The following is a 23,536-nucleotide window of genomic DNA, read 5'->3' as shown; positions in this document are numbered from 1 at the left end:
TTATTCTTTGCTATAAATTATGTGCTTATTTTCGAACGAAATTTATTTTAAGGAGCTTCTAAATGAAAAATACAACGTATTCATTGTCTGCTATTGATGAAACTTTAGTGACGTGTCGGTATTTATCTGAAACAACCATTTATTTTATTGTTCAAGGTGAATTGACGGTTAAATTAAATAATCAATCCTTTGAACTGAGCAAGGGGAATTTTTTAGTCGGTAATATAAATGACCGAGTTGAGGTGTTGCCTGATGACTTAGATCAAGTGGTTGGGTTTGTCTTAAAAATTGACAATTCCTTTTTCACATCAGTCTATCCTCAATTTCTCTCAACTCGCTTTACTTGTTACTCTGAAGGAGTGGAAATAGGAAAGCAAGAGACGTATTTAGAAATTAGACGACATATTTGTGAATTGATTTTGACACATTTTAGTACGAAACCAATCAAAGATTTAATCATTTCAATGTCCTTAAATCAAATTATTTTATGGTTAGTTCAATATTTCAAACAAGACCATTTGGGAGAACAACAAATCCAACATAAATTGATTTTAGAAGTTTTAGACTACGTAGATGATCATTACTTTCATATGATTACCCTAGAAGATGTGGCAAAAGAATTTTTCATGACAACATCAGCTTTATCTAAGTTATTTAAAGAAATCACAGGAACTTATTTTTCAACTTATTTAAACGAATTACGCGTATCTAGAAGTATGAACGATTTATTATTTTCAGGATTAAGCATGGATGAGATAGCCTTACATAATGGATTTGGTAGTAGTAAAACTTACCGAGAACACTTCAAGAAGGTTTACGGAGAATCACCAGGCTCTTACCGTAAAAAACGAAAACGAGAAAAAGAAAAAAGTGAAACAAGCGAGAAAATTCGTCATATTGAAGAACTAAGTCAACTTGATATTTTAAATTCGCTTTATAAGTACACTCATTTTTCAAATGAAACGTCAACAAAAGTAACAAACGTGGTCCAACATAAAAAGGTAACGATGTTAAGACAAGTAGAAAAGAAAATGGCTCATGCTAAAGTAATGATTAATGTGGGTTCCCTTAATGAATTACTGGATTATGGAACGTTTAAAGAAATCGAAAAAATTCAACAAGAAATAGGAATTGACTATATAGGAATTGATTCTTTGTATGATGATCTATCTAGTTCATACAGAATTAATAATGGACAACATTTACCTATCTTTTCTATGTTTGGGAAATTTGATGGCTTGCTTAACTATTTTAATAAGGAAGGAATCGGTATTTTTTTCAATCAATCTCTGTTGACTTTTAAAGAGATGAGCGAGATAGAAAAGCAAGAGAATATCACGTTTATCCAACATTTAATTAATAAACTAGAAGTAAATAATTTGAAAAAATGGCGAGTTAATTATTCCTTTGATTCCCCTAATTTAAAGGAAGATTTAGCTTCGTTTAAATTTTTATCAAAAGAGTTAGCACAAGTTGTGCCAACTATTCAAACGGGTGTGACTTTACCGATTGATTATCCAGACTATAATTTTTCAACTGCTGAGAAAAAAAGTATCTTTTTAGAGAAGATATTACCTTTTTGTGATTTTGTTTCTATCTTGTCAGAGCCAAATCAAATCTACAGTGAATATGAAAATGAGATTACTGAGGTAGAGAAATTTCAAGAGTATACTTACCGAAAAGTGCTAAAAATAGAAAGAATGCTTATGGAGTGGCAATTAGAACTACCAATTGTGGTCTTAGAATGGAATACGTTAACAGGACAGGACCAATTTATTGGAGGCAATTTCTTTAGAGGCGCTATCATACTTCAAGAGTTACTTAAGATGAATCAACACATTGACTGCTGTGGTTTTTGGATTAATGCAGGTCTTTATGAAAAATACTTAGATGAAACCCCGATGACTTATGATGGACTCGAACTATTTCATAATTATAGTGGCTGTCGACCTGTGTACTATATATTACAATTTTTCAAACGGTTAAATGGCTTTATTATTTCAATGGGGAGTGATTACTGGTTAATAGAAATGGCAGGTCATTATCAATTGGTTTTATGGAATTCAAATTATTTCTTGCCTAACTTAAGTGTGGAAGCTAACTTTTTAGAAAGCCTTTCTATTGCGTATCACTTAGAAACAGAGATGATTTCTTCTCACTATTTTCAAATTAAACAGTTTGAGTTAAATCGTGAATCTGGCGCGTTATTTTTTAGTTATGCTGATTTCGATAGTCGAGTTCCTCTTGATTTTGAAGCTCATCACTATTTAGCAGAAACGACAAAACCAAAGATGAAAGTATTTGATATGGAAGTAGGGGAGAAATTTGAATTAGACACAACAATCAGTAGTAATGGTATTTTATTATTTGAGTTAACACCTATCTATCATCCGTAATCAAAAAATCGTGACGAACTTAACTAAGTTCGTCACGGAGTTTATGATTTATTTTAAAACGTCTGGCATAATTTGTTTAATGAAATCTACTGTTTGGTTATCAACGTCTTTTTCTGGATTGAATTCAACCAAATCAAAAGCAACCACATTAAAGGCTTTATGAAGTTGTCTAAAAATATAAAGTGTTTGTTTTAAATCAAGCCCGTTTGGCACGTCAGTTGTAACACCAGGGACTAAAGTTGGGTCGGCTGAATCTAAATCATAAGAAAGATGTAGATTTTTAACTTTTTGAGCTTTCAAATGAGCAATTGATTCTTTCATTACTGTTTCGATACCTAATGACATCACTTCGTCTGCTGTGTAGTGCTTAATACGAAGTTTATCTAGTAAAGCTTGTTCTTCAGGTTCAACATCTCGTAGCCCAATATAGACAACATTTTCAGGTTTTAAATATTTAGTTCGAGGGACAAAGTTCACTAGTCCGTCATCACCTAAACCAAGTAGTGCCGCAACAGACATACCGTGAACATTTCCACTGTTAGTAATATCATTTGTATTAATATCTGCATGAGCATCTACCCAAACAACGCCTAAATTATCATAGTTTTCTAAAGAATGAACACCACTAGCAATAGCAATGGAATGATCACCACCAATTAGAATATTTTTCTCTCCTTTTTCCGAGTGTGCAATATAGGACTGATGAATTTCTTTTAAATGATCCAAGATTTCAAAATAGTACTTCATCTTTTTGGTTCGTGTAATACCATGAGATGTAACAGGATTCGTAAAAAGAGTACCATCAGGTAAAACGCTTTCATTTTTCAAGACATCAATCCCAGTTTTGATGCCCGGATTATCGGCTCCTAGATACATATTAGATGTGATAATAGTCATACTTTCTTCCTCCTACCATTTTTTAAGTAAATTAGTGACATATTCATTATATCACAGATGTTTTTATGAGATACTTAAAAATTATTTAGTGTTTTAAAAAATGGTTTTAACCTATTGAGTAAAAAAAGAGTTTCAAACACTGATTTTATTGATAGAATATAATTATATTGTTAATTAAAAGGAGAGTTATAATGAAAAATAAAGTTATACAAAGAAAATGGGCATTTGTTTTAGCGATTATGTTCTTGATATTTGCTATAAAAAGTTTGATGACAGGATTTGATTTATCTGATCCATATGGAATGGGTCAATTATTTGGAACCATATTCTTTCCAGCGCTATTTTTTTACATTGCTTTTAAGAAAAAGAAATAATTAAAAATTTAACTTTAATGAGGAGAATTGAGATGAATATCAAAAAAGGAACGTTAGAAAATTTAGAAGAATTAGTTGTTTTGTTTGACCAATATCGTCAGTTTTACGGACAAGAATCAAATGAGTTTTTAGCACGAGAATTTTTGACTGAAAGAATCAAAAAAGAAGAATCAATTATTTATTTAGCGTACTTAGATGATAGTCCAGTTGGGTTTACTCAACTGTTTCCTTCATTTTCTTCAGTTAGCATGGAAAGAATGTGGATTTTAAATGACCTATTTGTTTCTGAGAAAGCGCGTCAAAAAGGAGTTGCTAATGCTTTAATTGAACAAGCAATTATCCTTTCAAAAGAAACAGACGGTAAAGGAATTTTACTTGAAACAGGAGCGGATAACGTTTCAGCTCAAAAATTATATGAAAAAATTGGCTTTGAACAAGAAACAGCTAAGTTCTATTTTTACTCAACTCATTAATCATTTTTTTAGAAGGATAAATATTTTCTTGATTTAATTAGTGATTCCAGTATAGTGAATACTGATAATGAGAATTTTTAAATAGAAGGAAGTGTCGTATGCGTTTAAATAAATTTATTAGTGAATCAGGTAAAGCGTCAAGAAGAGGCGCTGATAAACTAATCGAGGCAGGGCGAGTAACGGTTAACGGTAAAAAAGCTAAGATTGGGACACAAGTTGAACCAGGAGATGATGTACGTGTTGATGGCAATCAACTATATATAGCCCCGAGAAGTAATGTGTATATTGCCTTAAATAAACCAGTTGGTATCACAAGCACAACTGAGAAAAAGGTAAAAGGAAATATAGTTGACTTAGTTAATTATCCTAGTCGTATTTTTCATATTGGCCGTTTGGATAAAGATTCAGAAGGTTTGATTCTTTTAACGAATGATGGTGATATTGTTAATGAAATTCTACGCTCTGAAAATGAGCATGAAAAAGAATACATCGTATCAGTGGATAAAGCAATCACACCAGACTTTATAAAACAAATGTCAGAAGGCGTCCACATTTTGGATACAAAGACCTTACCTTGTGAGATTGAAAAAATAACAAATTACGAGTTTAAAATTATTTTAAAACAAGGTTTGAACCGTCAAATTCGACGTATGTGTGAAGCTCTAGGATATAACGTAACTCGTTTACAACGTCTAAGAATCATGAACATTGAGCTTGGTAATCTACCAATTGGTCAATGGCGTTATTTATCTAAAAAGGAAAAAGCTCGTCTATTTGATGATTTAGATTATGAAGAAAAACAATGGTAAATAAATAATTTTTAAAATTATCTAAAAAACTCTTTAAGTATCCTGTTTTTGCAAGTATAATGGAACAGGATATTTTTTGTCTTTAAAAGACATGAAAAGAATAGAAGAAAGTGAAGTGAGATTATGGGACGTAAATGGGCGAATATTGTAGCGAAGAAAACAGCAAAAGACGCTAATAACAGCAAAATTTATGCAAAATTTGGGATTGAAATCTATGCAGCAGCAAAATCAGGTGATCCTGATCCGCACTCTAATCAAAAATTACGTTTCGTAATTGAGCGTGCTAAAACATATAATGTACCAAAACACATTATTGATCGTGCGATTGAAAAAGCAAAAGGCTCAGGAGATGAAACATATTCTGAACTAAGATATGAAGGGTTTGGTCCAAATGGTTCAATGGTCATTGTTGATACATTAACAAATAACGTGAACCGTACAGCAGCTGATGTACGTGCTGCATTTGGTAAAAATGGAGGAAACATGGGAGTTTCAGGAGCTGTTGCTTACATGTTTGATAACACAGCTATCTTTGGTTTTGCTGGAAATGATGCTGATGAAATCTTAGAATACTTAATGGATAAAGAAATTGATGTTCGCGATGTCTTTGAAGAAGAAGGCCAAATTATTGTTTACGGTGAACATGCTGATTTCCATACAATTCAAGAAGCATTAAAAGAAAAAGGAATTACTGAATTTTCAATTGCTGAAATTCAAATGTTACCTCAAAACGATGTTGAGTTAACAGGAGAAGATTTAGAAACATTTGAAAAAATGATTGATGTTTTAGATGAACTTGAAGATGTACAAAGTATCTATCATAACGTTGATTTAGATTAATCATAGAATTAAAGATAAAGGCTGCTCTAAAAAAGAGCGGTCTTTTTTTAATATGACTGTATACATTTCACTCAGCTCAAACGTTTATATAGTAACAGAGAAAAAGGAGGATAAAAAGTGAAGAAAGGAGATAGGCTAGATGATTTATTACTTGAACTAGGTCAGAGAGCCTATACGTTATTACTGTCTCGTGGGGCAAAACACCATGAAGCAGAAGATGTGATTCAAGAATCTTACTACAAACTGATGACTTTTTTACCGGAATTAAAAACAGAACAAATCAAGCCGTGGTTTTATCGAGTTGTTTTAAACCAGTATATTGATGAAAAGAGAAAGCAAACTAAATCAGTTTATGTTTCTAGTAATTTTTTTGATCAAATAAAGGAAGACGAATCAAGTCATGGTGGTTATCGGCAAGTAGATCATTTGGATCAAATTGAGAGCGAATTTGAAAAAATTAAACCAGAGTATCAAGAGATTCTAACTCTTAAATACTATTATGATTTAAGCTACGATGATATTGCTGATATATTATCTATCAAACCTAACTCAGTCAAACAAAAACTAGCTAGAGCTAGACAGTCAATATTAAAAGAAAGGAAGGATTCAAATGGTTCCTAATTTTGAAAAATCCTTAAAACAAGCTAAAAGAAAAAACATGATACGGATTATTTTAATTACGATAGTAACAATTCTAATCGCTATTCCAACTCTTTATTTAGTAAGTAATAAAATTGTTAAACGACAATCTGATCAGTTAAATGCTGAGTTGATGATTCGTAATGCTGTAAAAGAACCAAACATTCAAATAGATTCTCAAGTATTAGCTAATTCAACAGCAACTGGTGGAGAAGTTGTCTCTAATCGGTCTAAGAATATCTCAGGATACGTAGTTCCTTGGAGCACCATTCGAGCAAAGTATTCATTATTTAATTATCAAATTGATCATAATGAATTACTAGCAGGAGAATATAGCTCTTCTGTCAACAGCTATTCTTATGACCGTCAAACCAAACAAAAAATAGCTGAATTTTATCATCCTGATATTACCTATAAAGAAGTAAAGCTACCTAATGACTTGAAAAAAGTAGATGGAAAAAAAGAAGAGGTAGCTGAGATGGCTTTATCTTTTGAAACGCCTAAAACAATCAAAGAAATTGAAAAAGATATTCCTTCGGGGGTAAATCTTTGTTGGCTTTATGTTTTCTCTTCTACAGAAGAAAAAGAAGTTCAAGGTAGAAGCAATGATGTTTATGGTTTTGAGTACTCAAAAGATGATGGGGATGAAGCTCTCGACTATTTTATAGATAATTTAAAAGAATGGAATCAGCCTTTTGAAGATAAAGAAATTAAAAACTTTATTAATCAAAAAAAAGAGATGAAAGAGTTGCCTATTCTAGGTGTGTTAGTCACTGGGCAAAATAGTGATTTAAAAAAATTAGAAAAAATACCTAATATTAAAGCTTCTTCAGTGGGAGTCAGTGTACCCAAAACATCTTATATTGAAGTAGAAAAATAGTCTAACTATTAAGAGTTAAACTAGTGGTGAATAATCTTAGAAACTGATTTTTCATCACTAGTTTTATATTTTTATAATTAAGGTAAATCAGAACAAGATATTTAAGTTGTGCATTGAATTATTATAAAATTCATATGCTGGAGTAAGTAGCCAAAACTAAAAATAAGATTGACAAATTGAATTGTTAGAGGATGTTTCTAAGTTTTTTAGATAAGTTGAGTGGACAATGGATTGAACGGATAGAACTAAATTTTGATCGGTGAGGTAGTTTGATTAATTGAAAGTGATAAAAATTCTCCAAGAAAATAAAATAAGAATCCTGGTTTAATAGGAATCTTATTTTATCTTTACGTATACCAATAAGAATTTACAAAGTAGTAGTTTGAAGTTCTAATTTATTAATTTTTGGGTTTCACATTTAATTATGTTAACTAGGAGGTTAAGTAACTAATTGTTGGTATGATATTATTAAGTATAAGGAGTGGTTTTCATGGAAAGTTATGAGTTGATATTTAATAATATATCTCCTAAAGAGATTTCTGTTTTATTAAAGTGGATCAATTTTAAAGAAAAAAATGTACTTAGTTCTCATTTTTATATTAATAATAAAGATGTAAAATTTGAAAGCATTGACAGCCTAGAAATATATTTTAATAAACAAAATACTGGTAATATTTTAGTAAAAGATATTTATATTGGAGCAACAATAAGTAAAGCCATCATAGTTATTTCTTTTGATGATTTAGATGGTAATTTGACTATTAATTTTTCTGAAAAAGATATGACCATTTTAAATGATTTAGTATTAGCCGATATTTGTAGTAATATTTTATCTATCATGACTAATTTAAATAATGCTACTATTTTTTTTGGTTATGAACCTGCTGAAGATAATGATATGACTCTCTTTAGTTTAAACAAAAACAACTTGGTATAATCACGAGTTATGTAAACTGTATAATATTTTTAAGTATTTATAAAACTTACTAAAACGTACTAAAAACCTTTTGTTTACAATAATGTCAGAATCTCTGACTGTCATATTTTTTTGATTTAAGAACGACTGTCTTGTTAAAATAAGAGGACTCATTTTTAATTATAGATATAAGGGAGGTGTTTATCTGTGAACATTGGAAGTGAAATAAAAAAAAGAAGAATTGAATTAAAACTAACCCAAGAAGACTTAGCAAAACAGTTAAATATTTCAAGAACTGCCGTTTCTAATTGGGAGCAACAAAGAAACTATCCTGATATTGAGTTACTTGTAAATATTTCTGATTTATTAGATATCTCTCTTGATAAACTATTGAGAGGTGATTCAAAAATGGTAAAAGAATTAAATATGGACTATAAGAAAAAGAAAAAATATAAAATTTTAGTTCCTTTATTTATACTAATTATCTTGCTTTTAAGTGGTTATATTTATGCTATAACTAGCACTGTTAAATATTACAGATATAATCCATTTGCAACAATTAATACAGGGTACGCTGTCCTCCCTGAAGATGTAACTTATAACAATGGTCTAAAGTATAATGAAGTGACTGATAGCCTCAAAATTCCTGATGCCTATAAGAATATAGAAGTTATTGATAGTAAAACTACTAATAAAGTTTTTTTAACTTTTCAAGGTGGTCAATCACCTAAAGGAAAGAATTTTGGAAAAATAGAATATAAAGATGATTATGTTTATGAACTAGAATTTATTTCTTGGGATTCTATTCCTAAAGAAGGATAGCGTAAAATATTTTGTGTAAATAGAAATTTTAGGTAGATAAAAAGAAAGTCCATTCTGTAAAATTAAAGTTACCACAACCGAAATTTTATAGGAGGACTTTCTCATGACTAATTTTACTACAGAAATTATGGAAACACTAATCAATAAAGGTGATTTGGATGACTTATTCCGTCGTCATCTAGAATTAGCTATCAATACACTGCTACAAGCTGAATTAACGGCTTTTCTTGATTATGAGAAATATGATCGCACTGGTTTTAATTCAGGTAATTCCCGAAATGGGAATTATTCTCGTTCATTTAAAACAGAGTATGGAGAATTAAATTTGGCAATTCCTAGAGATAGAAATGGAGAGTTTTCTCAACAAACGTTGCCTGCTTATAAAAGAAGTAACGACTCTTTAGAAACCACCATTATCCAATTATTTCAAAAAGGAATCACTATGTCTGAAATCTCTGAGTTGATTGAAAAAATGTATGGTCATTACTATACACCACAAACCATTTCCAATATCACTCAAATAGTATCTGAAGATGTTGTTGCTTTTAAAGAAAGGTCCTTAGAATCCCAATACTCAATCATTTTTATGGATGCTACTCACATTCCTTTAAAAAGACAAACTGTCTCAAAAGAAGCTGTATATATTGTCATAGGTATCCGACTGGATGGGACCAAAGAGGTTCTTGGGTTTAGTATTGCTCCAACTGAGTCTTCGTATGTTTGGAAAGAAATACTTCAAGACCTAAAAGACCGTGGTTTAGAAGAGGTTTTATTAGTCGTAACTGATGGTTTAAGCGGCATTGACGATAGTATCCATAGTATTTATCCAAATGCTCAATTTCAACAATGTTGTGTCCATATCTCTAGAAATATTGCTCATAAGGTTCGTGTTAGTGATCGACAAGAAGTCTGTAATGATTTTAAATTGGTTTATCAAGCAGCTTCAAAAGAAGAAGCTATGAATCAAATAAGTTTTATGATAGATAAATGGAAAAAGCAGTATCCACGAGTAGTTAAATTACTCATGAATCCTGCTATATTAACCTTTTATAATTTTCCTCCATCAATCAGAAGAACCATTTATTCAACTAACTTGATTGAAGGTTTTAACAAACAATTAAAGAAATATACAAAAAGAAAAGAACAATTCCCTAATGAAGAATCTCTAGAGAGATTCTTAGTTTCTCAATTCAACAACTATAATCAGAAATTTTTGTGTCGGATTCATAAAGGTTTTAAAGAAATACAAGATACATTAGAATCAATGTTTTAACTTAACCGACAGAATGGTTTTTTCCATTTACACATAATTCTTGACGCAACCTAAAGAAGTTCAACAATATTTAAGTAAAGAATAATTAATATTAATTAGAAATATTTGTATGAAAATGTACTAATTAGACTCAAATCGTTTGTAGGAACTTTGTATAACTTCTAGTACAATAACCTAACATATCATTAAAACGCGTGTAAAATGTTATAATTAAACAAAAGGAGTGAGTAAAATGAGGTTTCTTTTTGGTGGTTTTACTTTAGTTTTTCTCTTTGGAAGTTTATCTAGGTTTACACCTAATACCCCTTGGAATGATGTGTCAATTTTATTTAGAAAAAATAAAAAGGAATACATTACTTTTTCTAATAAAGTCAGAGGAACTTATTGTCTTGTGTTAGGAATTTTGTGTCTATTAATGTTTTTATCTTCATTTATTTTTGGTTATCCTAATAATGAATCTACTGTATTTATCGGATTTTGTTCAGTATTCTTTCTGACAATTATCTTAGAAGTAATAGTGTGAATTGGCAACACTTTTCTATACAAAAATTATAAGGTCTTTATTTTGTTCCAATAGTTATTTTACTTCCTGTTAAACAGCTTGCTTCATTTTCCAGTCCAAACGATAATTTAAAGGTGATAAATAACCTAATTTTCCATGCTTTCTAAATTTATTCCACCAATTGACATAATCCATTAACTCATATTGTAGTTCAAACAAAGAATCAAAAGATTGTTGGTAAATAAACTCAATCTTAAACGCTCGATAGGTTGCTTCTGCCACTGCGTTATCATAGGGACAACCAGGACGAGATAAAGAACGTTTGATTTGAAACGCATCCAATAATTCATCAATACTTTGGTTGTCAAATTCCTTTCCTCGGTCTGTATGAAAGAATTGGACACTTTCTAGAGAACTATTTATTGTTGCTAAAGCTTGTAAAACAAGGTCTACTGATTTATTAGGGCCACTTGAATAACCAACTATTTCTCGGTTAAACAAGTCTATAATGAAACAAACATAGTGCCACTTATTGCCAACTTTAACATAAGTTAAGTCTGTGACTAATGCTTCCATCGGTTCGTTTCTATCAAACTCTCGGGACAAGACATTTTCAATTTTTTGCTCATTTTTACTGGCTGCTAAAGGTTTAAATTTTAGCGTAGTATAACTTGACACAAAATTAAATTTCAACATAACTCGTCTGATTCTTCTTCTTGAAACAATTAATCCTTGATCTTTCAGATCATCTTTAATTCTTCTTGATCCATAGGAATTTCTGCTGCTTGTAAAGGAATCAATAATGGCTTTCTCTACAACAGCTTCTAATTCTTTCTTTTTAATTTCATAGTAATAAGCACCTCGAGAAACTTCTAATTTCCGACACATCGCTGATACACTGTACTTATCTTTATTTTTTCTGACAACTTCTACTTTCGTCCGAATATCAGCGCCGCTTGCTTTAAAATATCATTTTCCATCATCAATTCTTTATTTAGTTTGCGTAACTCACGTAATTCTTTTTCTTCAGGAGTTAGGTTGTCTTTCTCTTTGAATGAACCTGATTGGTTGTATTGTTTCACCCATTTATCGAAGGTTGATGGTGTTAAATCATATTCTCTAAGAATATCTTTTCTTGGCTTTCCTGATCTGTGCAGTTCAACCATTTGTTTCTTAAAGGATTCTTTGAAAGTACGTCTTGGTTTTCTGTTAGTTGCCATTAGATGTTCTCCTACTCTGTTTTTTATTAAGTATAAACACCTTATCTTTTCTGTTCAACTAAGTGTAACCTATCCAGTGGAGGTTAAATGGAGACATATACAGAAAGAATAATATCATAAAGTTGCGTATTATAATATGTAATCATGTTAACTAGCTCGTTAAATACCTAAGACCAATTTACCTGTAAATTGGTCTTAGGCATTTCTTCTAATTGAAATTTTTGAATTTCATCTTTATATAGATTTCTATAAAAATATAAATTAGAAGGAATGACGATAATCTCAAATTGTTTAAAAGTAAATTCCACATCTTCACCAACTAAAATAATTTTTCCTAAATCATCAAATTGCTTAAACGACAAAAATTCAATTCCAACTATTTCTTGAAGGTGAAGTTCAAAGTTTTTTGTATAATCTATTTGCTTTTCCCAATTAGTCCAACTAATCATAGATTCAAGCTCAATTATTAATTTAGGATTTCCTTCACTTGTATAAACTGCTGGAACATCTTGGTTATTAAGCCAACAAGAAACATATTCAAACTCAAAGTTTAATTTTCCATTCTCAAAATAGCATTTAGTAATCAGAGAATCATGAAATGAAAAATATTTGTCCGTATTATGAATGATCTTACTCAAAGTGAAACCTCCTAAATAAATCAGTCTTTATTAATATAATTATACCTTATATTCAACTTGGTATAATCACTAAACATGTGAACCTAGAATACCTTTAACTGAGCGAATTTTCTGTTTTAGAACAAAAATAATTGATCTTTTTAAATCTTTCCAAAATTTTCTTTAATTCATTGAATATCTAGATTTCTTTTGATAAGGTGAAAAAGTTAAGAAGGAGTTTAAAAAAATGAAAAGAAAATTAGTTATCGGTACTTTCTGGCTATCATTCGCTAACTTATTCTCAAAAATATTAGGTATTATTTATATTATCCCTTGGTTAGCTATGATGGGAAGTCAGCAAAATGGATTAGAGGCTCAAGCTTTATATAATGTTGCCTATGTACCTTATGCATTATTTTTAACGTTAGGAACAGCTGGATTTCCAAGTGCTATTGCAAAACAAGTGGCAGAATATAATGGAAAGAATAATTTTAGAACCAGTCTTAAAGTCTTAAAAGTTAGTGGATTACTAATGACTGTTACTGGAATTATCTCTGCTATTATGATGTATATACTAGCTCCTACTTTAGCAAAAAATAGTCCCATTAGTAACATTGAAGATGCCATTTTATGTATACGTTCACTTTGTCCATCTTTAGCAATTATTCCTATTTTAAGTGTTTTTAGAGGCTTTTTTCAAGGAAATAACGATTTAAAACCTTTTAGTCTATCTCAAGTTTTAGAGCAATTAGGTCGCATTATTTTTATTTTAGGATTTACCTTTTTTATTTTACAAATCAACCATGGTAATATTGCTCAAGCTGTTAAGTTAAGTACTTTTGCTTCATTTATTGGAGGGATGTTAGCTCTTCTATACCTTATTATTTATGTTTATAAAAGACGGTTGATTTATCAAGAAAAATTAAGAAGTAGTTTACCTGAGTTACCAATCTCAACGAAACAATTAATTGGCTCAATCGTTATGGAGTCCATACCTTTTGTCATCATTGGTTCTGCTATTACATTAACTCAGTTAATCGACCAATTAATGTTAAAAGAAATTCTAATCCTAAAGGGAGGATTTACATTAAAAGGAATCGAATTCTTGTTTAGTCAATCCTCAGCTAATCCAAATAAATTAACTGCATTAATTATTGCTTTATCAGCGTCAGTTGGTGGAGCATCGTTACCTTTAATTGCTGAAATTGGGAATCGAAACCAAGAAGAACTTGAACGAGCGATTGCTGATAGTTTAAGAATGACTTTAATGATGCTCTTACCTATGTCCATTGGTTTAATGATTTTATCTCAACCAGCTTATCGCTTAATATTTGGACCTGATAAACAAGGTGGAAATTATTTGGTTATAGCAGTTCTATCGGCGATAATCTTTTCATTATTTACAGCAATGTTTACGATTATTCAATCACTGGGAGAGCATCGAATGGCTTTAATATACTTTGGTTTTGGGCTTATTACTAAGATAATTTTACAAATACCTTGTATCTACTTTTTAGAAGGTTATGGAGCAAATATTGCTTCAGTTATCTCTTTTGGTTTAGTAACGGTATTAGCCTATAAGAGATTAACAACTAAATATAGAATAATGCCGTTATATTATGTTCGTTCAAATATTACTAGAGTGCTTATAGGAAGTTTTGTAATGGGAATTATCTGTTTTATTTTTGCTCAAAGTTTAAAACAATTTTTCAATATAGATTCATGGTTATCCAGTCTTCTTTACTCCAGTATTATTGCAAGTATTGGAGTATTTGTTTATGGAATTATTGTTTTTAGAAAAACAGCTAAAAAGTATTACCTAGCTTTTAAAAGCAGGTGATCTAGGAATTAGCTAAATATTACAGAAATGTATTTGCTAAAGCAGATAGAAACAACTATGGTTTCTAAAAAAGAAAACTATTTTTGAAGAAGGGATTCAACAAATTTTTTCCTAATTGAAACGATTAGTGTACACAGAACATCTTATATTGAAATTGAAAAGCAAACTAATTACTGTGAGTTAAACTAGTGGTGAATAATCATAGAAGCTGATTACTCATCACTAGTTTTATTTTTTTATAATTAAAGTAAATCAGAACAAGATATTTAAGTTGTGCATTGAATTATTATAAAATTCATATGCTGGAGTAAGTAGCCAAAACCAAAAATAAGATTGACAAATTGAATTGTTAGAGGATGTTTCTAAGTTTTTTAGATAAGATGAGTGGACAATGGATTGAACGGATAGAACTAAATTTTGATCGGTGAGGTAGTTTGATTAATTGAAAGTGATAAAAATTCACTAAGAAAATAAAATAAGAATTTACAAAGTAGCAGTTTGAATTCTTGATGTATCAATTTCTTGGGTTAAATTTTACAATGTTAACCTAGTCTTTAAATAACAATTTAATACCTATAGAACTTGAAATAATTGCTAATACTATAAACCTTAGTGCGTTAATAAAAATTCTTAAATAGTATTCTCCAGTGTCTATTGATCCATCTTCTATTATTGGAAATATAAAATTATTCATACTTAAAAGAATAATACATGCTATTAAAATTAAAAAAATCCTAATCCTTTGATAATTTTTTTATCCATGATAATCACTCCTCGTATAATATATTATATCACTGATAAATTAATTTAGTATAATTATCAGTTATGTTAACCAGTAATTACCTGAATAATTTATAGTTAATGAAAAAAATAATACTTTTCGAGGTGTGTTTATAAGTCATGTTTCTATTAGTATTAACGGTATCATCCTTGATGAAGGAGTTTCAGGTTTAAGATAAAGGATTAGTTGGGATAGAAGGGGTTCAGACTATTCATTACTTTTTGAACGATGTAACTTCTAGTGTAGTTAAGAAATGAAAATAATAGGTTAATTGGTTTTAGATATATATATGGTATAGGGCTACAACATGAGATATCATAGTACATGATGAATATCGACAACAAGGTATAGGGAGCTTAGTCGATGAACACCAGTTGACTGAAGCTTAAAAAATAAAGAAGTTTTTTTAAGAAAATGGATTTGATAATTGTCGAGGTGAAATTTGGAGAAACGAATCATATTTTTAACTCAGTTATTCCTACTATTATTGATAAAATTTGTTTGTTTTATTTCAATTATTTATAATGTTTGATTAACACAATTATTTTTTGGGAGGAGAATTTATATGAATAATGTAATAGACAAGTTAAAAGCATTAGGTATTAAATTTGAATTGGTTAAACATCCTGCCATCTATACAATTGAAGAAATGAATTCATTAAATCTGCCTAATTCTGAAAAAATTGCGAAAAATTTATTTATTCGTGATGATAAAAAAAGAAATTACTACTTAATAGTTGTTAAGGAAGATAGACATATCAATTTAAAAGAATTAAGAGAATTAATCACTTCAAGAGCATTAAGTTTTTGCTCTGAGAATGATTTAAATAAGTTTTTATCGCTAGAAAAAGGAGCTGTAACCCCTTTAGGAGTTATAAATAATAAAGATAGTAATGTCCAGGTGTTCATTGATTCATATTTTAGGAATAGTATCATTGGTGTTCATCCTAACGTAAATACTAGTACTGTGTTTTTAGAAACATATGATTTGATAGACGTTATTAAAAATTGTGAAAACGAAGTTAATTATATTGATTTTTAAGCCCTCAGAATAATATCTGAAGGCTTTTCTCTTAGGGACTAACTAAAGTTTTGGTTTTATAAATGCTTTGTGAACTTGGTTTCCGATTACTGCTCCAATAAGAGCTATCCCAAATTGATATAATAAATTTGACGTGAGGTTCATACAAAAACTAATTATCAAAATAAGTGCTAAATAAAATCCTGAATTTAACCAATCTTTTTTATCCACAAGAACACCTCCCTATTAGTAAATTATAATACTAATATATCTTCTTCAAAGGATATAAACTAAATAAGAATAATAATTTTCATGCTAATCAACTATTTAACTCGACTAACTAACATTAGACGAGTCTTTTACATTACTAGCAATATAAGGAAGAAATGAAAATAATTTTTCAGGAAACATTAGATATTTTAAAGATGCGTAGCCAAATATTACACAGATTCATTAGCTAAGGCAAGATAAAAGCAACAATGGATTCTAAAAAAGAAAATCACTTTTGAAGAAGGCATCCAACAAATTTTTCCTAATTGAATGGTCTCAATTAATTTAGACAATCCTTTTGACTCATTTTTTGTTACAATGAGTTAACAAGGTATTGATTAGGATGCTGGACTTAAAACTAAAGGGGAATATAAAGACATGAGAAATATTAAATTAACGGTTGAATACGATGGTCGCCGCTATTCAGGATGGCAAAGACTTGGTGATTCAGATAAAACGATCCAAGGAAAAATTGAAACGACTATTGAAAAAATGACGGAAGAAAAAGTAGAGATTATTGGTTCTGGTCGAACAGATGCAGGTGCTCATAGTAGAGGGCAAGTAGCAAACTTTAAAACAGAATCAACTATGTCATTATTAGAAATGCAAGACTATTTAAATTACTATCTTCCTAAAGATATTGTGATTAAGGAAATTGAGGAAGTACCGGAAAGATTCCATGCAAGATATAATGCAAAAGAAAAACAATATAGCTACTATGTTTGGAATCATCGTGTACCTTCTGTATTTGATCATCATCATAGCTATCATTATGTGGAAAAATTGGATTTAGACCGCTTGAATGAAGCGTGTGAAAAATTAGTAGGAACTCATGACTTTTTAGGTTTCTCTTCACTTAAAAAATCTAAGAAATCAACAACAAGAACTATTGATAGTATAACGGTTGAAGAAGAAAATGGGATGTTGCATTTTACATTTGTTGGAAACGGCTTCTTATATAATATGGTTCGTATTATTATGGGAACCTTGTTAGAAATTGGTGATGGAACATTAGAAGTATCCGTTATTGATGATATTTTTGAACAAAAAGTAAGAAGAGATGCTGGTAAAACAGTTCCAGCTCAAGCTTTATTCTTAGATAGCGTAACTTATTAATTCATAGAAAGTGGAGGTTTTAGCAATGGAGATTACTTATCATGGACATTCGGTTATTTCAGTCATAACAAATGATGGCACTCGACTTTTATTTGACCCTTTTATTACAGGTAATTCATTAACGGATTTGAAAGCTAGAGATGTGAAAGCAGATTATTTATTGATTACTCATGGGCACAATGATCATATAGGTGACATGATTTCAATTGCTAAAAAAAATGACGCAACTATCATTGCAATACCAGAAATAGTTCATTTAGCAACTAAAAATGGTGTTGAAAAAACTCACGCAATGAACATTGGAGGCTCCTTTGAATTTCCATTTGGACGAGTAAAAATGGTTTTTTCTCAACATAGTTCTGGTTATGAATTAGGTAAAGAGATGCTTTATATGGGTGAGCCTGCTGGTTTTGTTTTAGAGATTGAAGGCAAGACAATTTATCATGCAGGAGATACAGCTTATTTTAGTGATATGGCACTTTTAAGTGAGGATTTCGAGATAGAAGTGGCCTTTTTACCAATTGGTGATAATTTTACAATGGGATTAAAAGATGCAGCCAAAGCAAGTCGAACTATCCAAGCAAAAAAAGTTGTCCCAATTCATTACAATACGTTTCCGGTAATAAAACAAAACCCAAATGAGTTTGTGGCGTTATTACCTGAAGGCATTGGGCAAGTGATGGCAGTAGGAGAAACGCTGACTGTAGATTAATAAGTAAAAGTTTGAGAGATAATAGAAATATTGTCTTTCAAACTTTTTTTGTTGACTTTTTTTCAAATTTTCAGTATTGTGAAACATACCAAAGAATGTTTTGGGTGGAAGAGGAGAAAAAATGACAATAAAAAAAATAGGTAAATGGTTTCTTAGAATTGTGTTAGCTATAGTAGGGATTATCGTTGTTGCCTTACTTGTGACAGCTACAGTTAATCAAATAGCTTTGTCAAAAGAAACTAAAAAGATAAAAGATTATGGTCAGAAAATAGATGTGTACGATGGAAAAATGAATGTTAGGATTGATGGTAAAGGAAAAGAAACAATTGTGCTATTACCTGGTTACGGTACACCAAGCCCAGGGATTGATTTTAAACCATTAATTAATGAGTTGAAATCAGATTATCAAGTGATAACGATTGAACCATTTGGTTACGGATTAAGTAGTCAAACGAAAAGAGAGCGCACATTAGAAAATGTGACAGAAGAAATTCATTATGTCTTGGCGCAATTAAAAATAGAGTCATTTATTCTAATGGGACACTCAATCTCAGGTATTTATGGAATGAATTATGTTAATACTTATCCCAATGAAGTCAAAGCATTTGTGGGGATAGATACGAGTGTTCCTAATCAACCTTGGCCAGGCAATCCAACTAAGACAATCGATTTTTTACGTTACAGTGGAGTCTTAAGATTATTTACAAAAATGAGACCAGAATTATTTGAGTATCCTCATTTAACAAAAGAAGAGAACGAACAATATCGAATGCTTAATCTTAAAAATACAGGAAATCAATCCATGAGAAGTGAAGGCATCGAATTAGATAATAGTTTTGAAAAAGTAAAAACTATGACTTTTCCTAAATCACTTCCTTTACTATTATTCATTGATCATGGAAACGCTGAGACTGTTCCAACGTGGAGAGATCTTCATTTAAAACAAGTAAAAAATGCCAATAAAGGTGCTTCTTTTGAATTAGAAGGAGGACACTATTTACACAGAACTCAGTCTAAAAAAATAGTATCTGAGATGAAACAATTTTTAAATGATTAAAATAAGTTTCATATTAATAAATACTTAATTAGTTGAATACTATCATAATTTTAAAGAAGAGTAACCTTGTCAACACAGGTGTTACTCTTCTTTTTGATTAGTTTAAAAGTGGATAATATGTATAATTTCTTTTGTGAAATTAATAAATAGAACCATATTATGTTTTTTGTTTAAGAAAATGGAAAGAGATTTTTAATAAATATTGTTATTAAATCTAATTGTGATATTATGAACTTATAAACAGATAACGCTTACAAAAGAAAGGGTGAGAATGATGATGATTCGTTTTACATGACACAAATTAGAAAAAGAACAAGGTTGTTCAATGGAACAATTTAATAATCAAAACAGTCAGAGAAACAGGGTGGCTTGTTGTGCATTTTTACTGGATAAGTATGCTCAATAAGTTGGTTTGTTTGTCTGACTATTTTTTTGGAGGAAATGTCTATGTTACTAATAACCAATAATCCGAAGGTAAGAGAAAAAGTGGAAGGTATTCCAGTACAGTATGAAGAAATTGAGTACGGAGAAGTTTTAGAAGTGGTTAAAAGATTAATCATTGAAGAAAAAATGGTTCTTCTAACACATCCATTAAGTGGAAGTATTAAACCAAATGAAACGTACTATAAATCTATTGTACTCTCTACCAAAAAGAGTGAGGCAATTGATATCGAAAGTTTGGACTATATTGATCAGGCCCTAGAGGTTTATCAAAAGTTTATGAAAAATAAAATGCGTCCAAACTGGACTGAACGCGTATTAGAAGATTTTGCTTTTGTTGATTACTATTTAATAAAAGACACTTTAGTACGCATGCATGTTTCTTAATTAGTTTATCCGCCATGATTATGGCTGAAAATAAAAAGTGAAAGGGTGTGTCATTTCTAAATAGCTGTTTGAAACAAATAAATACTATAGAGGTGAGAGAATGAAGTTAGAACTGGGAAACATCAAGATTGATAAAGTAATAAAAGGTAATGAAGAAAAAATAGAAAACCATACGCTTTATATTAATGAACAAGCGATTATTGATATGGTTTTAGAAGATGATCGTATTGGAAATTGTACGATTGAAATAGCAGAACCAGGAGATAAAACAAGAATTACACCAGTTAAAGATGTCATTGAACCAAGATGTAAGATTGATTCAAAAGCTGAAATTTTTCCAGGCGTTATTGGAAAAATGGGCATTGTTGGAGAAGGCAGAACCCATGTTTTAAAAGGCTGTTCTGTTATGACGGTTGGTAAAATCGTTGGATTCCAAGAAGGTATTATCGATATGTCTGGTCCTGGAGCAGAACAAACACCATTTTCAAAATTAAATAATATTTGTTTAGTCATTGAACCAACAGAAGGATTAGATCCACATATTTACGAAGAGGCAGCACGATTTGCCGGCCTTAAAGTAGCAAGCTATTTAGGAAAACTGGGAGAAACAGTTGAACCAGATGAAGTGACAACTTACGAAACACTTCCATTATTAAAACAAATTGAACAATATCCAGATTTACCAAAAGTAGGATATGTTTATATGTTACAAACACAAGGATTGCTTCATGATACTTATGTATATGGTGCAGATGCAAAACATATTATTCCAACAATCCTTTATCCAACAGAAGTAATGGATGGAGCAGTTTTAAGTGGTAACTGTGTATCAGCATGTGATAAAAACACAACTTATCATCATTTAAATAACCCTGTTATTCATGATTTATACGCACGTCACGGTAAAGATATTAACTTTATGGGCGTTATTATTACAAATGAAACAGTTTATCTAGCAGATAAAGTTAGATCAAGTGATTTTTCAGCTAAATTATCTGAATACTTAGGTTTAGATGGCGTTATTATTACTCAAGAAGGTTTTGGTAACCCTGATACTGACTTAATTATGAACTGTAAAAAAATTGAAGAAAAAGATATTAAAACAGTTATTGTAACAGATGAGTACGCTGGTCGTGATGGCGCAAGTCAATCATTAGCAGATGCTGATCCATTGGCAGATGCTGTTGTTACAGGGGGAAATGCGAATGAAATTATTGTTCTTCCACCAATGGATAAATTAATTGGTCAATTAGATTATGTTGATGTTATAGCTGGAGGATTTGATGGTAGTTTACGTGAAGATGGTAGTATTGAAGTTGAACTTCAAGCTATCACAGGTGCTACAAATGAAATCGGCTTTAATAAGACATCAGCAAAAGGATACTAAAAAAATAAAAAACTTAAGATGAAGGAGGCAATGACATGACATTGTTAGATAACAAAAAAATCGTAGTCATTGGAGACCGTGATGGTATTCCAGGCTTAGCAATAGAAACATGTCTAGAAGGCACCTCAGCTGAAGTAATATTTTCTTCAACTGAATGTTTTGTCTGAACGGCAGCAGGTGCAATGGACTTAGAGAATCAACGTCGAGTGAAAGATGCAGCAGATAAATACGGTGCAGAAAATGTAGTTGTATTAATCGGAGCAGCAGAAGGTGAAGCAGGAGGATTAGCTGCCGAAACAGTCACTAACGGAGATCCAACATACGCAGGTCCATTAACCAATCAACAGCTAGGTTTAGCTGTATACCATGTAGTAGAACCAGAATTCAAAGAATATGTCGATGAAGCAGTTTATGAAGAGCAAATCGGTATGATGGAAATGGTTTTAGATGTGGATGACATCATTGAAGAAGTATCTAGTATTCGTAAAGAGTATTCAAAATATTAATCGTCAATTGATATAAAGGAGGAAGAACATGGCTAAATATAGAGTCGTTCATTATATTAACCAGTTCTACGCAGGAATTGGTGGAGAAGAAAAAGCAGATATCAAACCAATGACTAAAGCAGAAATCGTAGGACCTGGACAAGCATTTAAAGGAGCTTTAGGTGAGGATGTAGAAATTGTAGGAACTGTTATTTGTGGTGACAGCTACTTCAACGAAAATCTAGACTCAGCTTTAAAAGAAGTAATGGAAATGATTGCTTCATATAAACCAGATTTAGTAATTGCAGGACCAGGATTTAATGCCGGAAGATATGGTATGGCTTGTGGGGCAGTTGCAAAAGGTGTTATGGAAGAATTAAATATTCCAGCTGTAACTGGTCTTTATGAAGAAAATCCAGGAACTGATATGTATAAAAAAGATGCTTACATTGTACCAGTTGGAAACAGTGCAGCAACAATGAGAAAAGCAGTTCCAGGTATTGCTAAATTAGCACTTAAATTATTAAACAAAGAAGAAGTAAGTCCTGCAGAAGATAACTATTATGTAAGAGGACGTAAAAACTATCAAACAGAACATCAAGGTTCTTATCGTGCGGTAGATATGTTAGTTAACAAATTATCAGGTAAAGAATTTACAACAGAATTCCCAATGCCAGAATTTGATAATGTTGAACCAGGACAACCTGTTAAAGACATTAAAAAAGCTAAAATCGCTTTGGTTACTTCAGGTGGTATTGTACCTAAAGGAAACCCTGATCATATTGAATCAAGTAGTGCTTCTAAATTTGGTAAATATGACATCTCAAGTGTGTCTAATTTAACTGATGCTACTTATGAAACAGCTCACGGTGGCTACGACCCAGTCTATGCTAACCAAGATGCTGATAGAGTTTTACCAGTTGATGTGTTACGAGAACTTGAAAAAGCTGGCGAAATTGGCGAAATTTATCCTTATTTCTACACAACAGTAGGAAACGGAACTTCTGTAGCAAACGCTAAAAAATACGCTGCTGAAATTGCCAAAGATTTGGTAAGAGATGGTGTAGATGCTGTTATACTAACATCCACCTGAGGTACCTGTACTCGTTGCGGTGCAACGATGGTTAAAGAGATTGAAAAAACAGGTATTCCAGTTGTTCATATGTGTACTGTAGTTCCTATTTCTCTAACAGTTGGAGCTAACAGAATTGTTCCAACGATTGCTATTCCTCATCCTCTTGGTAACCCAAGTTTAGATGAAGTAGAAGAGAAAAAACTACGTATGAAATTAGTTAAAAAAGCTTTAGTTGCTTTACAAACACCAGTAGAAGAACAAACAGTATTTGAATAAAGAGACGATTAGTGTCTTAAGGAGAGTATG

At 30.9% G+C, this 23,536-nt stretch carries 24 protein-coding genes; 20 read left to right on the top strand and 4 right to left on the bottom strand.

All coding sequences use genetic code 11. The features are described 5' to 3' along the window. Positions 1–62: 62 nt before the first annotated feature. Positions 63–2,396: a helix-turn-helix domain-containing protein gene (locus H9L18_RS11915; RefSeq protein WP_126796298.1), complete on the top strand. Its 2,334-nt coding sequence runs from the start codon at positions 63–65 to the stop codon at positions 2,394–2,396. Positions 2,397–2,444: 48 nt separating this feature from the next. On the opposite strand, the gene H9L18_RS11910 is transcribed toward H9L18_RS11915, so the two are convergent. Continuing rightward, a complete protein-coding gene (locus H9L18_RS11910; protein ID WP_126796300.1) occupies positions 2,445–3,293 on the bottom strand; it encodes an arginase in 849 nt (282 codons plus the stop codon). 191 nt (positions 3,294–3,484) lie between these two features. Here H9L18_RS11910 and H9L18_RS11905 point away from each other — a divergent pair, with 191 nt between their 5' ends. From H9L18_RS11905 to H9L18_RS11860, 10 genes are all read left to right on the top strand, one after another. Continuing rightward, positions 3,485–3,667: a hypothetical protein gene (locus H9L18_RS11905; protein WP_126796302.1), complete on the top strand. Its 183-nt coding sequence runs from the start codon at positions 3,485–3,487 to the stop codon at positions 3,665–3,667. Between the two features lie 32 nt (positions 3,668–3,699). Then, positions 3,700–4,140: a GNAT family N-acetyltransferase gene (locus H9L18_RS11900; RefSeq protein ID WP_126796304.1), complete on the top strand. Its 441-nt coding sequence runs from the start codon at positions 3,700–3,702 to the stop codon at positions 4,138–4,140. A gap of 98 nt (positions 4,141–4,238) precedes the next feature. Next, positions 4,239–4,949: a pseudouridine synthase gene (locus H9L18_RS11895; RefSeq protein ID WP_126796306.1), complete on the top strand. Its 711-nt coding sequence runs from the start codon at positions 4,239–4,241 to the stop codon at positions 4,947–4,949. Positions 4,950–5,072: 123 nt separating this feature from the next. Then, positions 5,073–5,789, top strand: a complete 717-nt coding sequence (locus H9L18_RS11890) for a YebC/PmpR family DNA-binding transcriptional regulator (RefSeq protein WP_126796308.1) — start codon at positions 5,073–5,075, stop codon at positions 5,787–5,789. A gap of 117 nt (positions 5,790–5,906) precedes the next feature. After that, a complete protein-coding gene (locus H9L18_RS11885) occupies positions 5,907–6,410 on the top strand; it encodes an RNA polymerase sigma factor (protein WP_126796310.1) in 504 nt (167 codons plus the stop codon). Further along, positions 6,400–7,308, top strand: a complete 909-nt coding sequence (locus tag H9L18_RS11880; protein ID WP_126796312.1) for a sigma factor regulator N-terminal domain-containing protein — start codon at positions 6,400–6,402, stop codon at positions 7,306–7,308. Before H9L18_RS11885 ends, H9L18_RS11880 begins: the two co-directional genes overlap by 11 nt. Positions 7,309–7,798: 490 nt before the next feature. Next, entirely contained in the window at positions 7,799–8,245 is a 447-nt protein-coding gene (locus H9L18_RS11875; protein ID WP_126796314.1) for a hypothetical protein, read from the top strand. 186 nt (positions 8,246–8,431) lie between these two features. Then, complete coding sequence (locus H9L18_RS11870; RefSeq protein ID WP_126796317.1) at positions 8,432–9,046, top strand: helix-turn-helix domain-containing protein; 615 nt, start codon at positions 8,432–8,434, stop codon at positions 9,044–9,046. A gap of 103 nt (positions 9,047–9,149) precedes the next feature. Then, entirely contained in the window at positions 9,150–10,319 is a 1,170-nt protein-coding gene (locus H9L18_RS11865; protein ID WP_104859673.1) for an IS256 family transposase, read from the top strand. A gap of 232 nt (positions 10,320–10,551) precedes the next feature. Beyond that, positions 10,552–10,842: a hypothetical protein gene (locus H9L18_RS11860; protein WP_126791972.1), complete on the top strand. Its 291-nt coding sequence runs from the start codon at positions 10,552–10,554 to the stop codon at positions 10,840–10,842. A 69-nt stretch (positions 10,843–10,911) separates the two neighbouring features. Here H9L18_RS11860 and H9L18_RS11855 read toward each other — a convergent pair. Beyond that, positions 10,912–12,041 (bottom strand): IS3 family transposase gene (locus H9L18_RS11855; protein ID WP_126791974.1). Its coding sequence is split into 2 segments (ribosomal slippage): positions 10,912–11,753 and positions 11,753–12,041, totalling 1,131 coding nucleotides; the frame shifts between segments, so codons are not numbered across the junction. Between the two features lie 167 nt (positions 12,042–12,208). Next, positions 12,209–12,679 (bottom strand): hypothetical protein, encoded by a 471-nt coding sequence (locus H9L18_RS11850; RefSeq protein WP_126791976.1) that lies wholly within the window; start codon positions 12,677–12,679, stop codon positions 12,209–12,211. A gap of 226 nt (positions 12,680–12,905) precedes the next feature. Here H9L18_RS11850 and H9L18_RS11845 point away from each other — a divergent pair, with 226 nt between their 5' ends. Continuing rightward, entirely contained in the window at positions 12,906–14,498 is a 1,593-nt protein-coding gene (locus tag H9L18_RS11845) for a putative polysaccharide biosynthesis protein (RefSeq protein WP_126791978.1), read from the top strand. A gap of 1,346 nt (positions 14,499–15,844) precedes the next feature. Continuing rightward, on the top strand, positions 15,845–16,321 hold the full coding sequence (locus H9L18_RS11840) for a prolyl-tRNA synthetase associated domain-containing protein (RefSeq protein WP_126791980.1): 477 nt from the start codon (positions 15,845–15,847) through the stop codon (positions 16,319–16,321). A gap of 42 nt (positions 16,322–16,363) precedes the next feature. Here the strand turns inward: H9L18_RS11840 and H9L18_RS11835 are convergent, their stop codons facing one another. Continuing rightward, the gene (locus H9L18_RS11835) at positions 16,364–16,531 is read right to left on the bottom strand and encodes a hypothetical protein (RefSeq protein WP_185847411.1); all 168 of its coding nucleotides are present in this window, start codon (positions 16,529–16,531) and stop codon (positions 16,364–16,366) included. A gap of 417 nt (positions 16,532–16,948) precedes the next feature. Between H9L18_RS11835 and truA the strand changes: the two genes are divergently transcribed. The 7 genes from truA (at position 16,949) to grdB (ending at position 23,506) form a co-directional block, all read left to right on the top strand. Beyond that, positions 16,949–17,686, top strand: a complete 738-nt coding sequence (truA, locus tag H9L18_RS11830) for a tRNA pseudouridine(38-40) synthase TruA (RefSeq protein ID WP_126791982.1) — start codon at positions 16,949–16,951, stop codon at positions 17,684–17,686. A 25-nt stretch (positions 17,687–17,711) separates the two neighbouring features. Further along, positions 17,712–18,398 (top strand): metal-dependent hydrolase, encoded by a 687-nt coding sequence (locus tag H9L18_RS11825; protein WP_126791984.1) that lies wholly within the window; start codon positions 17,712–17,714, stop codon positions 18,396–18,398. Between the two features lie 121 nt (positions 18,399–18,519). Then, complete coding sequence (locus H9L18_RS11820) at positions 18,520–19,455, top strand: alpha/beta hydrolase (protein ID WP_126791987.1); 936 nt, start codon at positions 18,520–18,522, stop codon at positions 19,453–19,455. Positions 19,456–19,902: 447 nt separating this feature from the next. Continuing rightward, a complete protein-coding gene (locus H9L18_RS11815) occupies positions 19,903–20,283 on the top strand; it encodes a GrdX family protein (protein WP_126791989.1) in 381 nt (126 codons plus the stop codon). Positions 20,284–20,383: 100 nt separating this feature from the next. Next, the gene (locus tag H9L18_RS11810; RefSeq protein ID WP_126791991.1) at positions 20,384–21,670 is read left to right on the top strand and encodes a glycine/sarcosine/betaine reductase component B subunit; all 1,287 of its coding nucleotides are present in this window, start codon (positions 20,384–20,386) and stop codon (positions 21,668–21,670) included. Positions 21,671–21,705: 35 nt separating this feature from the next. After that, positions 21,706–22,176, top strand: coding sequence for a glycine/sarcosine/betaine reductase complex selenoprotein A (grdA, locus tag H9L18_RS11805; RefSeq protein WP_126791993.1), 471 nt, complete (start codon positions 21,706–21,708; stop codon positions 22,174–22,176). A 28-nt stretch (positions 22,177–22,204) separates the two neighbouring features. Next, on the top strand, positions 22,205–23,506 hold the full coding sequence (gene grdB / locus H9L18_RS11800) for a glycine reductase complex selenoprotein B (RefSeq protein WP_126791995.1): 1,302 nt from the start codon (positions 22,205–22,207) through the stop codon (positions 23,504–23,506). The last annotated feature ends 30 nt before the right edge of the window (positions 23,507–23,536 follow it).

Origin of the sequence: Vagococcus carniphilus, from assembly GCF_014397115.1 — a bacterium.
GTDB lineage: Bacteria > Bacillota > Bacilli > Lactobacillales > Vagococcaceae > Vagococcus > Vagococcus carniphilus.
This window is presented reverse-complemented; position numbering and strand designations above follow the sequence as displayed.

What these genes read in the sequence shown, in the direction of transcription:
- H9L18_RS11910 (WP_126796300.1), bottom strand. Translation starts at nt 3,293, where the DNA reads ATGACTATTATCACATCTAATATGTATCTAGGAGCCGATAATCCGGGC.
- H9L18_RS11820 (WP_126791987.1), top strand. Translation starts at nt 18,520, where the DNA reads ATGACAATAAAAAAAATAGGTAAATGGTTTCTTAGAATTGTGTTAGCT.
- H9L18_RS11825 (WP_126791984.1), top strand. Translation starts at nt 17,712, where the DNA reads ATGGAGATTACTTATCATGGACATTCGGTTATTTCAGTCATAACAAAT.
- H9L18_RS11840 (WP_126791980.1), top strand. Translation starts at nt 15,845, where the DNA reads ATGAATAATGTAATAGACAAGTTAAAAGCATTAGGTATTAAATTTGAA.
- H9L18_RS11890 (WP_126796308.1), top strand. Translation starts at nt 5,073, where the DNA reads ATGGGACGTAAATGGGCGAATATTGTAGCGAAGAAAACAGCAAAAGAC.
- H9L18_RS11915 (WP_126796298.1), top strand. Translation starts at nt 63, where the DNA reads ATGAAAAATACAACGTATTCATTGTCTGCTATTGATGAAACTTTAGTG.
- H9L18_RS11895 (WP_126796306.1), top strand. Translation starts at nt 4,239, where the DNA reads ATGCGTTTAAATAAATTTATTAGTGAATCAGGTAAAGCGTCAAGAAGA.
- H9L18_RS11905 (WP_126796302.1), top strand. Translation starts at nt 3,485, where the DNA reads ATGAAAAATAAAGTTATACAAAGAAAATGGGCATTTGTTTTAGCGATT.
- H9L18_RS11880 (WP_126796312.1), top strand. Translation starts at nt 6,400, where the DNA reads ATGGTTCCTAATTTTGAAAAATCCTTAAAACAAGCTAAAAGAAAAAAC.
- H9L18_RS11860 (WP_126791972.1), top strand. Translation starts at nt 10,552, where the DNA reads ATGAGGTTTCTTTTTGGTGGTTTTACTTTAGTTTTTCTCTTTGGAAGT.
- H9L18_RS11865 (WP_104859673.1), top strand. Translation starts at nt 9,150, where the DNA reads ATGACTAATTTTACTACAGAAATTATGGAAACACTAATCAATAAAGGT.
- H9L18_RS11845 (WP_126791978.1), top strand. Translation starts at nt 12,906, where the DNA reads ATGAAAAGAAAATTAGTTATCGGTACTTTCTGGCTATCATTCGCTAAC.
- H9L18_RS11810 (WP_126791991.1), top strand. Translation starts at nt 20,384, where the DNA reads ATGAAGTTAGAACTGGGAAACATCAAGATTGATAAAGTAATAAAAGGT.
- H9L18_RS11900 (WP_126796304.1), top strand. Translation starts at nt 3,700, where the DNA reads ATGAATATCAAAAAAGGAACGTTAGAAAATTTAGAAGAATTAGTTGTT.
- H9L18_RS11815 (WP_126791989.1), top strand. Translation starts at nt 19,903, where the DNA reads ATGTTACTAATAACCAATAATCCGAAGGTAAGAGAAAAAGTGGAAGGT.
- H9L18_RS11875 (WP_126796314.1), top strand. Translation starts at nt 7,799, where the DNA reads ATGGAAAGTTATGAGTTGATATTTAATAATATATCTCCTAAAGAGATT.
- truA (WP_126791982.1), top strand. Translation starts at nt 16,949, where the DNA reads ATGAGAAATATTAAATTAACGGTTGAATACGATGGTCGCCGCTATTCA.